Genomic DNA, 10,597 nt, shown 5'->3' on the forward strand with positions numbered 1-10,597 from the left:
CGAACCACCCGACAGCAGCCACACAACCGCAGGCCACACCCCAAGATCAACTTAAGCTACGCAGCATTGGGCCAAGGCCGAGCCGGACGGACCGGACCGGGCGCTGCTCGACCTCGGTCTGTCCCAGGACGGGCTGGCACAACTGATCGGCGCGTCGCGCAACGCCGTCGTCACGGCCCTGACCCGCCTGCGTGACCACGGGCTGATCGCGACCGCGCCACGCCGGTTCGAACTACTGAGCCTCCCCCGGCTCGCCAAGATCGCATACATCGGATTACCCGATCGGTAACCGACACGCGACCGTTCGTCGCACGACGGCCACCCGGATCGGCGCGTCGATCGATCATGGACAACACACTTTGGTGGCGAACGGCCATTGTGCCCACTACGGGGCAGAAAACCGGTGGTGACCAAGGGCAGTATGCGAGGCCGACATTCTCGAGCCGACAGGAGAACCGGTGGTCGCCACTCCCCCACCATTCACCGTTACCAGAGAGCTGCCGCCGTACACGGGCATCCTCGCCGTCGACGCCAAAGGCTTCACCGCCGAGCCCGGGAGCACCCACCAGGAAATCAGCCGACTGATTCCGCAACTGGTCAGGTTCGCGTTCGACGAAAGCGGGATCGACGACGCCTGGCAGGCACCCCCGTTCTACGGCGACAGCGGCGACGGTTTCGCGATCGGTGTGCCAACTCGGCTGTTGCCCACCTTGGTCCACCCGTTCCTCGCCGTACTGCAGCGGGTGCTGGCCGAACACAACTCCGCCATCGTGCGCGGCCAGCCGGCAATCCGGCTGCGGGCCAGCCTGCACGTCGGACCGCTGCCGGGTGACCCGGACCGGCCGCAGCACGCGGGCAACGGCACCGCGCGCAACGAGACCCATCGGCTACTCGACTCCGACGCCGTCCGAATCATGCTGGCGTCCGCCAAGCCGTCAGTCACCCACGTCGCGGCGATCCTGTCCGACCGGGTCTTCTGCGACGTCGTCCGGGACGGATACACCAGTCGACACCCGGACCACTTCATCGAGGTCGCGGCGACGGTACCGGGCAAGGCGTTCAGCCAGCGGGCCTGGCTGTACGTGCCCGAGCCGTCCGGCAGCCTACTGGCGGTCCCACGGTTCGCCCCCCGGCCTGACCAGGAACCCCCGGCCGGGGCCGCCCCGGGAGCCGCCGATCCGGCCGCGACGCACGCACCGTCCGGCAACGCCGGTGACCGGCCGGCCGGCCAGGCCGGTGAGCTGCGAATCCGACACAACGCCGGGCAGGCCGCGAACCAGGTCAACGGAGGGATGTGGCAGTCCCGGGGTGGACGCCACGGATGATCGTCACCGATCTCGCGGACGGTGCCGACGGACCCGCCCCGGTCGCCGAGGAACACGACACCGACCGCCCCGATGCCGTCGATCTCGACGACCTGAACGGGTACGGCGAGTTCGACGACGACCCGACCGGCGGCCCCGATGACGGGCCGGGACCGGCCGTCGCGGTCGCCCACAACGACGGGCAGGTCGCCCACACCGTCTACGGCGGGCTGCACCAGTACGTGCAGCGGGTCCGCGACTATCACGAACTGAGCGACGACTACGTACAGGACCGGCTCGACGGGTTCGTCGACCCCGGATACCACGGCGTGACCGGAACCCCGTTGGACAGCGACGCGGTGCTCAGCCTGATGCGCCGCCACGGCGGGGTAATCCTGGTCGGCGCGTCGGAGACCGGCCGGTACACGGCGGCCCTGCGTCTGCTGCACGCCACCGGCCAGCGACTGCGCGAGATCCGACCGACCTTCGATCCGGGCCGCCAGGAACAGCTGACCGTCGCCGAGCTCCCGGTCGCGCCGGGCTTCGCCTACCTGCTCGAACTGCCCGAACAGCCACAACACATCCAGTACGGCTTCGCCCGCGACCTGGGCGCGTACTGCGACAGTCTGGCCCGGCGCGGCTCCAGCATCGCGATCGTCGCCACCGAGGCGGCCTGGACCCAGCTCGGCGCCGTACGCGACGGGCCGGTGGTGCGGGTCGGGACGCCGCCGGCCGGTCAGGTCTTCGACCGCCGACTGCGCCGGCTGTGTCCCGGCGTGGAACTCGGCTGGCTGGTCACCCAGCCCCAGGTCGCCGAACTGCTCGTCGACGCGCCTCCGGCGGAGGCGGTACGGCTGGCCCAGCTCTGCACCGACGTGCTGGCGATGGGCGGCGCGCTGACGGGCCACCAGGTCGCGATCACCGCCGACTCTCCGATCGGCAAGGAGATCGTCAGCGCACTGGTCTCGGCGTACCACAACTGGGAGGCCGAGCTGACCACCTGGTTCCATCTGCACCCCGAGGCGCGCCAACGGACGTTCCTGGTCGCCGCCGCGGCGCTGGAAGGCAGTCAGGCAGGGCGGGTGCTGGGCGCGGCCGAAGCCCTGGATCTGCGGTTGACCGCTGTCGGAGACCCGGTCGGGCTGCGCCACGCCGGCGTCCGTGCCCTCGTCACCGACGTCGACGCCTACCTGGACGTCAGCGGTGCGGTGCGCTTCCGGCGGGCCCGGTACGCCGAGGCGGTCCTCGACTTCGTCCTCACCGACCGGGCCGACGCCTTCGCCCGGGAGCTGTGGTGGTGGGTGTGCGACCTGCCGCTGCGCAGCAGAGCGGGGCGTGGCGCGGTCGACCGTCGACTCGCCGCCCGCACCGCCGAGCTGGTGCTCGGCACCGCCCTGCGGCGGCGTACCCCGGAGATCCTCGGCCAGGTCGCGCCGGTCTGGAGTCGCCGGGTGGACCTGCGCGGCGCGTTGGTGCACGTGCTGGGGATCGCCGCGCTCAGTCCGGAGATCGGTGCCGCCGTGCGTCAGCGGCTCTACCGCTGGTCGCAGGTCCGTAACCAGCCGAAGGTCCTGGTCACCGTGGCCGAGGTCTGCGGTGGTCAGCTCGCCGACTTCTACATCGAGCAGGCGATGACCCGGCTCGGGCGCCTGGCCCGACACGGCATCGCCGAGGTCGACGAGGCGGTGCTGGCCGCGCTGCGGTCACTGTGGTCGCGGCCGGCGCTGCGCCAACCGGTCCTGCTCCGGCTGGCCGCCTGGTTGGCCGGTGACCAGCCGCGCGGCGTGGCGCTCGCCGCCGTCGCCCTCGACACCCTCGGCCAGCCGAACGACCGGCCGAACGCTGAGGCGAACGCCCAGCCGGACGGCGACCCGGCCCGCTGGGCGGACGCTGGCCGAGACGCTGACGGTGACCCGGGCCGTTGGCCGGATGCTGAGGCGGACCGCCGGCCGGACCAGATCCTGACCGAGGTGATCGGGGCCGCCGCCGCGACCCAGGACGACATCGGTGTCGCGCTGGGGCGGGCGTTGGACCACCGGCAGCTGCCGGTCGGCGTACCGGCCATGTTGTTCCGCTGGTTCGACGACGCGGCGGCCGATCCCGAGCTGGTCGGGACACTGACCCACGTGCTCGGCCGGACCGTCACCGCCGGTCCTGCCGCCGCCCGCCGGGTCGCCCGACTGCGCGCCCTGCTGGCGCAGTGGCCGACCGCCGGCGAATCGACCGGCGCCGCGACGGTCGGCGACGCGACGGTCGGCGACGCGACGGTCGGCGACGCGACGGTCGGCGACGCGGTCGGCGGATCCGACGCGTTCCACCGCCACGACGCGGCCCGGCGGGCGGCGTTGCGCCGGCACCTCATCCACCAGCTGCACCGTGCGGACCCGATGACAGCCCGCCGCAACTCCCGTCCCTCCCAGGAGCCGTGATGCCCGGATTCTTCGACCTGTTCCGTACCGACGTTCCCACGCCGCGACCGGGTGTCGCCCAGGACGCGTTCACCGACCGGCTGCCCGCCGCGTTGCCCGGCACCGAGTTCGTCGCCACCTTCACCACGGTGTGGCAGCCGGTACGCCCGGTGGAGCGCGCGGCCGCGACGGTGCGCTGGTGCCTGCTCGACGCCGCCCGCAAGATCGCCGCCAAACACAAGGTCACCGAGAAGACGATGCTGGAGGCCGAGCTGAACACCCGGCTGCCGCAGCTCAACCTGACCACGTCACAACTGATGCTGCTCGGCTGCACGGTCGGCCTGACCGTCGACCGCGAGGCCGAACAGGACACGATCATGGTGGACAAGCTCACCCGTGACCTTCGGATGCAGCGCCTGCGCCACCAACTGGAGCAGGAACAGGTGGGCTATCTGCGGGACAAGGTGCTCACCGACCCGGCGACCGCCCGCTGCTACTGGCTCGTCCACCACCCGGCCACGTTGGAGCCGCTGCTCGACGACACGTTCGAGCGGGTCGCCGCGAAGTTGACCGGTGGTGGCGACCGGCAGGCGTCGGTCGTCGCCGAGACCGTGCAGGACTTCGTCGGTGAGCTGACCGCCGAGGAGCGCCGCTACCTGCTGGACCGGCTCGGTGACGTGTTCGTCTCCTTCGACCGGGGTGACCTCGCCGGCCGGGTCCTCGACGCGTGACCCGGCCGGGACCGCAGCGCCTCGGTGCCTCGCCGACCACAGCAGCCAGGCCGTCAGCCGGTGCCGTGTTCCTGAACGGGACCCGGTTGGCGGTGCTCGGCCGCAGGTCGGACAGCGGCAGCTCTGGCGCCGGGCCGGCGGTTGACCGGGGCGTTACGGGCCGAGCGCCACTGGGTACAAGGATGCCATCCGCCGATTGGATCCCGCCGCCGCCACCCGCGCGGCAGGGCCGGTACGGCGACCCGACGTTCGAGGAGGCAACCATGCGCGGCGGTTCGATATCCGGAGTGATCGTGCTCATCTGGCTGGTCATCGGGCTGGTGGCGGCGGTGCAGCGCGGCTACTTCGAGCAGGACGACACCAACTGCGCGCACGCCGGCTCCACCATCGTGACGGTGATCGCCGGCCCGCTGAACTACATCGGCGTCAACCCGCAGGTCGACTGCGACCTCCCGGAGCCGTCCGAGTGAGCTGGCCGGTCAACCGTTCCACCGGAGAGGGCGGGCCGGCCAGCCGAAGGCGGGCCGGTCAGCTGTCGGCGAGGCGGGCCGGGAAGCCGCCGGTGGCAATCGGCCCCCACTTGTCGATCACCATCCGGATCAGCGACTTGTCCTGCCGACGCATCGCGTCGCGGTACTCCTCCCAGTCCGGGTGCTCACCGGAGATGCACCGGTAGTACTCGACGAGTTCGTCCAACGCGTCCGGCATGTCGATCACGGCGGCGACACCGTCGAGCTGCACCCACGGCCCGTTCCAGTCGTCGGAGAGCACCACAACCGACACGGTCGGGTCACGACGGATGTTGACCGCCTTGGCCCGGTCCGGGTAGGTGGAGATCAGCAGCCGGCCACCGGCATCGACGCCGCAGCCCACCGGAGAGGCCTGCGGACGACCGTCGGCGCGGGTGGTCATCAGGACCGCCCGGTGCCGGGTACGCAGAAAGTCGACCAGGCCGTCCCGGTCGACGCGGTTGTTCGTCGCGATGGCACGTGCCACGTGCAGCTCCTCAGATCTGGTTGCCGGACACGGCGGGCCCGGTCGGCGGGTACGACCGGCACAATGCTCGCATGCCTCTCGGCGATCGACCGGTGGAAGAGCTGATCACCGGCACCGCGCCGCAGCCGATCCACCGACCGGTGCTCGTGTGGCCGAATCCATCGGGCCGAGCTGATCGGGCCGAGCTGATCGACCTGGCCGACGCCGGCGGACTGCCATCGCCGGCGGGGCACCCGCGAGCCGCTGGTGCTCCACCGGGGAGCGGTGCTGGTCATTCCGGGCGTCACCGCCGAATAGCCGGTCACAGGTGATGCACGGGCTCGGTCACAGGTCACGCAGGGCACGATGCAGGACGTCGCGGGTGCGGTCCGGCGGGTCGGCCTCGATGAACAGCCGGCCCACGGCCGCCGCGTACCGGTCGACGTCCTCCCGCTTGTCCAGGTAGAAAGCACTGGTCAGATGCTCCAGGTAGACCACGTCGGGCAGTTCCTGGTCCGGGAAACGAAGGATGCTGAACGCACCGCCGGCCGCGGCGTGGCCACCGCTACGAAACGGCACCACCTGCAGCCGTACGCTGGGTAGCTCGCTGATCTCGGCGAGCGCCTCGATCTGGCCGCGCAGCACCTGCGCCCCGCCGATCGGCCGGCAGAGCACCGCCTCGTCGATCACCGCCCACACCCGGGGCGCGTCCGGCCGGTCCAACACCTGCTTGCGGGCCATCCGCAGCTCGACCCGACGCTCCACCTCGTGGTTCCCGGACCCGCCGAAGCCGATGCCGATCACCGCCCGGGCGTACTCCTCGGTCTGCAGCAGGCCCGGCACGAACTGGATTTCGTACGCCCGGATCAGGCTGGCCGCCGACTCCAGGTCCAGGTAGTACTGGAACCAGGTAGGCAGCAGATCGCCGTACCGATGCCACCAGCCCGGCTGGTTGGCCTCCCGGGCCAGCGTCGCGAGCATCGCCCGCTCGGTCAGGTCGGTCACGCTGTAGAGGGTGAGCAGGTCGTCAACGTCACGGTCCTTGAACCCGACCCGGCCCAGCTCCATTCGGCTGATCTTCGACTCGGAGGCCCGGATCGCCCAGCCGGCGTCCTCCCGGCTGATCCCCTTGGCTTCCCGCAGCCGGCGCAGCCGGGCCCCGAGTTGCATCCGGCGGACCGTGGGGCCACCGGCGGCGTACTCGTACTGCCCGACCGCACTCACCGCGGCCTACGCCTTGCGTCCGACGCCGCAGAACTGGTCGATCTCCGGCAGGTTCGCCTGCCCGGGGTCCGGGCGCCACCGGGTGACCGACACAACGCCGGGCTCCACCATGGTCAGTCCGTCGAAGAACCGGCCCATCCGCTGCGGACTGCGCAGGTGGTACTTCGGGTTGGCGGACAGGTTCCAGATCCGGGCTGCCTCGACCACGGCGGGGCTGGTGTCCGAGCCGTCGTAGAGCGCCAGGTAGCTGCCGGAGGGCAGCGCGTCGAGCAGCGTGCGGACGATCGCGCAGGCTTCGTCGTCGTCGCCGATGTGCCCGAGAGTTCCCATCAGCATCAGCCCGACCGGCTGGCTGAAGTCGAGCGTACGGGCCGCGTCCCGCAGGATCGGCTCGGGATCGCGCAGGTCGGCGTCGACGTAGTCGGTGGCCCCTTCGGGGGTGCTGGTCAGCAGCGCCCGGGCGTGCGCCAGGACCAGTGGATCGTTGTCGACGTAGACGATCCTGGTTTCGGGTGCCACCGCCTGGGCGACCTCGTGGGTGTTGTCGGCGGTCGGCAGGCCGGTGCCGATGTCGAGGAACTGCCGGATGCCGGCCTGCCCGGTCAGGTAACGCACCGACCGGACCAGGAAGTCACGGGACAGCCGGGCGTTCTGCACGATCTCCGGGACAGCGGCCTCGATCTGGTCGCCGACCTCGCGGTCGACGGCATAGTTGTCCTTGCCGCCGAGCAGGTAGTTCCAGATCCGGGCGGTCTGCGGCACTGTGGTGTCCAGCTTGGGTGCCGGACGCGGCCCACCCGGGTATTCCTCAGCCATGGCGAATTCCTCACGGAGCAGGTGGGCAGGACGCCGTGCAGCATAACCGCGACGATCATCGGATTCCAAGGTCACTTGTGGAAGTTCCAACCGTCAGGCGAGGCCCGCCAGCCGTGCTGGGGATCGACTCGGGGAGCTGGGTCAGCGGCCAGCCCGGCGCGCGACACCCGGCCCGTGTGCTGCCGCCGGCGGAATCTATCGCTCCTTGCGGATGCCGCCGCACAGGCTGCTGGCGTGTTTACAAGGGACCTGCCCGGGTGGCCGATCGACCGTGTCGGTCGGCTTGCTCAGCCGGCTTGAGCGGCGATTCCGAATCGCACACCACCGTCGTCGTCGACTGCGGCGTCGAGTGACTTGTCCTGCAGCATGTCGGCCGCCTCCGGGTCCAGGAAGACCCGGGCACCGGATGAGTCCAGCACCTGGTCACCGTCGGTCGGCTCGTCGGCAAGCGTCAGGGTGAGCGATCCGGCCGCCGCGTCGGCGGCGATCCGCAGGCCGGCGTTCTCCGGTGACTGCTGCTGGGCTGCGATTTCGCGGATCACGTAAACGGCGTTGTCGGTCACGGTCAGCATGGCAACTCCTTGGTCGGGTTGGCGTGATCGCCGGAAACACGTTTCCGGCCGAGACACCGCACGACAGGTGCACGGCATGATCAGGAATTGGGTTGACGGCACGGCGGGCATGCGCTGCGGGCGGTCAATGGCGTGCTGCGAGGGCTCCAGGGACTGGGGTCTGGCACGGCCGTCTGCAACCCACCGTGCCCGACATCCAGCGATCCGTCAAATCCCCGGGCCTGGGGTCGGCCGACTTTCGCGGCCCCGGGGTCAGCGTTCCTCGCGGTGGTGCACCGTCTGACCGGCGGCCGGAACAGGTCAGCGTTCCTCGCGAAACAGGACGTGCCTGCGCAGTACCGGGTCGTACTTGCGCAACACCAGCCGGTCGGGGTCGTTGCGCCGGTTCTTGCGGGTGACGAAGGTGTAGCCGGTGCCCTCGGTAGTGCGCAGTTTGATCACCGGTCGCGCATCGGTCTGCCGCGCCATCAGAGTCGCACGCCCTTGGCCCGCAGGTCCGCCTCGCCCGCCTCGATCCCGCGCCGGTCGATTGTACGCATGACTTTGGCGGTGAGGCTCAGGGTGGCCCAACGGCGCTCGGCGGGCAGCCAGTAGCGGTGTCGTTGCAGGTTGGGCCGCCACTGGCGACGGGTCCGGCGGTGCGAGTGGGACACCGAGTTGCCGAAGCCGGGCACGGCCCCGGTGACGTCACATCGTCGGGACATACTCGCCGCTCCTTTGAGAATGAATGTCGTTTTCAGTCGAGCGTAACACCACGACCGGGACAGCGCCGTCGAGGCGGTAGCCCACGCCGTGGATGGTGCGCACCACCGGCAGGTCGTCGCCGAGCTTGCCGCGCAACCGGCGGACGTGTACGTCGACGCTGCGCGGGCCGCTGCGGTGGTGCCCCCACACCCGGTCGAGTAGCTGCGCGCGGGTGAACACCTGACGCGGATGGCTGGCCAGGAAGTAGAGCAGGTCGAACTCGCGACGGGTCAACGCGATCTCCACCAGCCCCAGCAGGACGATCCTGGACTCCGGATAGATCCGCAACGCGGCGGGGTCGGCCAGGTCGGCGGCTGGCACGGCGGCCGCTACGGACACATCCCGACCAGTCGGCGTCGGCTCGCTGAGCAACTGCTCCAGCAGCCCGATGAGGCGATGTCGTACGGCGGCATCCATGCCACTATAATGACAACCGTTTTCAACTAAGTCGAGGGGAACGTGAATGCCGTCACCGCTTGCTCCGGCCGGCCGCACCGCCCGGCCACCCGCCGACACCCGCCCGGCGGTCACCGTTCTCTCGGGCTTCTGGCCCGCCGCGACCATGGCCGTCGCCCGGACCCTGCTCGCCGCCGATCCGACCCTGTACGTCGTCCGCCACGACCTCAGCTCGGTCCGCGACGGCATCGTGCACCGGGTGGTCCGCACCGGGGCCGGCATCGTCGAGGACGCCCACGTCGAACTAGCCCACGGCTGCGTCTCCTGCACCCTGCGCGAAGACATCCTGACCACCCTGGCCCGACTCGCCGCCGGCCAGCCGGCCCGCGACATCGTGCTGGTCCTGCCCGAGGTGGTCGAGCCGGAGTCGGTCGCCGCTGCCTGCGCGCACTGCCAGGTCGGCGGGGCGCCCATCGCCGATCTGGTCCGGTTCGACTCGTACGTGACCGTCGTCGCCGCCGAACACCTGCTCGACGGCCTGGCCAGCACGGACGACCTGGCCCAGCTGGGCATCGCCGCCGCGCCCGACGACCACCGCTCACTCGCCGACGTGATCGTCCGCCAGATCGAGTACGCGGACACGGTCGTACTGTGGGGCGGCACTCCCGACGATCTCTTCGAGGCCCAGCGGCTCGCCGTACTGGTGCACCGACTGGCACCCTGGGCGGTGCAGCTGACTGCCGGCGACGGACCGACCGTCGACGCGACCGGGCTCGCCACCCGGCTACGACACACCGACCGGCACCGTCCGGAGACCCCTGGCGTACTGGGCCGTGGTGTCGAGGGTTACCCAATCGGGGTGCACGAACCGATCGCCGACTGCGGCATCGTCTCCGCCGTGTTCCGCGCCCGGCGGCCGTTTCACCCGGGCCGGCTGCACGCCGCGCTGGACGAGGTGGCCATCCACGCGCTGCGCTCCCGTGGCCACCTCTGGCTGGCCAGCCAACCCGACGCCGTCATCGCCTGGGAGTGCGCCGGCGGCGGGGTCGCGATGCACACCATCGGCCCCTGGCTGGTCACCCTGCCCGATGCCGAGTGGCACCAGGCCAGCGCACAACGGCGGCTGGCGGCCGCGCTGGAGTGGGACCCGTACTACGGTGACCGGGACAGCAACCTGGTCCTCATCGGCATCGACTTCGACCCCGTCGACCTGCACCGACGGCTGGCATCCTGTCTGCTCACCGACGCCGAACTCGCCGACGGCGAGGCCGGCTGGCGGGCGCTGCCGGACCCGTTCGCCGGTTGCTGAGCCGGCCCACCGTCCAGCCAACCGTCCCTGACGACGTATCGCGACAACGTCGAGGGCCGGACCCCAGGGGGTGGGGGTCCGGCCCTCGCGCTGTCGGTTGTCTCGGTGCCTGCCGCAG

General features: G+C 70.9%; 13 protein-coding genes. 6 read left to right on the forward strand and 7 right to left on the reverse strand.

The features are described from left to right. Positions 1-103 precede the first annotated feature (103 nt). From ACFHVL_RS29965 to ACFHVL_RS29985, 5 genes are all read left to right on the forward strand, one after another. Positions 104-289, forward strand: a complete 186-nt coding sequence (locus ACFHVL_RS29965) for a helix-turn-helix domain-containing protein (protein ID WP_416631907.1) — start codon at positions 104-106, stop codon at positions 287-289. A gap of 169 nt (positions 290-458) precedes the next feature. After that, positions 459-1,325 (forward strand): hypothetical protein, encoded by an 867-nt coding sequence (locus ACFHVL_RS29970; protein ID WP_416631893.1) that lies wholly within the window; start codon positions 459-461, stop codon positions 1,323-1,325. Next, positions 1,322-3,733 carry a hypothetical protein gene (locus ACFHVL_RS29975; RefSeq protein WP_416631895.1) on the forward strand — a complete coding sequence of 804 codons (2,412 nt, stop codon included), beginning with the start codon at positions 1,322-1,324 and terminating at the stop codon, positions 3,731-3,733. Before ACFHVL_RS29970 ends, ACFHVL_RS29975 begins: the two co-directional genes overlap by 4 nt. Further along, complete coding sequence (locus tag ACFHVL_RS29980; protein ID WP_416631896.1) at positions 3,733-4,443, forward strand: hypothetical protein; 711 nt, start codon at positions 3,733-3,735, stop codon at positions 4,441-4,443. The genes ACFHVL_RS29975 and ACFHVL_RS29980 overlap by 1 nt, the downstream gene beginning before the upstream one ends. Positions 4,444-4,625: 182 nt before the next feature. Further along, on the forward strand, positions 4,626-4,913 hold the full coding sequence (locus tag ACFHVL_RS29985; protein ID WP_416631897.1) for a hypothetical protein: 288 nt from the start codon (positions 4,626-4,628) through the stop codon (positions 4,911-4,913). Between the two features lie 58 nt (positions 4,914-4,971). Here ACFHVL_RS29985 and ACFHVL_RS29990 read toward each other — a convergent pair whose 3' ends face one another. The 7 genes from ACFHVL_RS29990 to ACFHVL_RS30020 all read right to left on the reverse strand — a co-directional run bounded on the left by ACFHVL_RS29990 (position 4,972) and on the right by ACFHVL_RS30020 (position 9,191). Next, positions 4,972-5,439: a PPOX class F420-dependent oxidoreductase gene (locus ACFHVL_RS29990; protein WP_416631898.1), complete on the reverse strand. Its 468-nt coding sequence runs from the start codon at positions 5,437-5,439 to the stop codon at positions 4,972-4,974. Between the two features lie 324 nt (positions 5,440-5,763). After that, positions 5,764-6,588: a helix-turn-helix domain-containing protein gene (locus tag ACFHVL_RS29995; RefSeq protein ID WP_416631908.1), complete on the reverse strand. Its 825-nt coding sequence runs from the start codon at positions 6,586-6,588 to the stop codon at positions 5,764-5,766. A gap of 60 nt (positions 6,589-6,648) precedes the next feature. After that, positions 6,649-7,458: an SAM-dependent methyltransferase gene (locus ACFHVL_RS30000; protein WP_416631899.1), complete on the reverse strand. Its 810-nt coding sequence runs from the start codon at positions 7,456-7,458 to the stop codon at positions 6,649-6,651. A 287-nt stretch (positions 7,459-7,745) separates the two neighbouring features. Next, on the reverse strand, positions 7,746-8,030 hold the full coding sequence (locus ACFHVL_RS30005) for a HesB/IscA family protein (protein WP_416631900.1): 285 nt from the start codon (positions 8,028-8,030) through the stop codon (positions 7,746-7,748). Positions 8,031-8,330: 300 nt separating this feature from the next. Next, positions 8,331-8,498 carry a 50S ribosomal protein L33 gene (gene rpmG, locus ACFHVL_RS30010; protein ID WP_416631902.1) on the reverse strand — a complete coding sequence of 56 codons (168 nt, stop codon included), beginning with the start codon at positions 8,496-8,498 and terminating at the stop codon, positions 8,331-8,333. Then, positions 8,498-8,734, reverse strand: coding sequence for a 50S ribosomal protein L28 (gene rpmB / locus ACFHVL_RS30015; RefSeq protein ID WP_416631903.1), 237 nt, complete (start codon positions 8,732-8,734; stop codon positions 8,498-8,500). Before rpmB ends, rpmG begins: the two co-directional genes overlap by 1 nt. After that, positions 8,718-9,191 (reverse strand): winged helix-turn-helix domain-containing protein, encoded by a 474-nt coding sequence (locus ACFHVL_RS30020; protein ID WP_416631904.1) that lies wholly within the window; start codon positions 9,189-9,191, stop codon positions 8,718-8,720. The genes rpmB and ACFHVL_RS30020 overlap by 17 nt, the downstream gene beginning before the upstream one ends. Before the next feature lie 46 nt (positions 9,192-9,237). Here ACFHVL_RS30020 and ACFHVL_RS30025 point away from each other — a divergent pair, with 46 nt between their 5' ends. After that, positions 9,238-10,479, forward strand: a complete 1,242-nt coding sequence (locus tag ACFHVL_RS30025; protein ID WP_416631906.1) for a CobW family GTP-binding protein — start codon at positions 9,238-9,240, stop codon at positions 10,477-10,479. Positions 10,480-10,597 lie beyond the last annotated feature (118 nt).

This window comes from Micromonospora sp. LOL_023, from assembly GCF_048060115.1.
Classification (GTDB): Bacteria; Actinomycetota; Actinomycetes; order Mycobacteriales; family Micromonosporaceae; genus Micromonospora_E.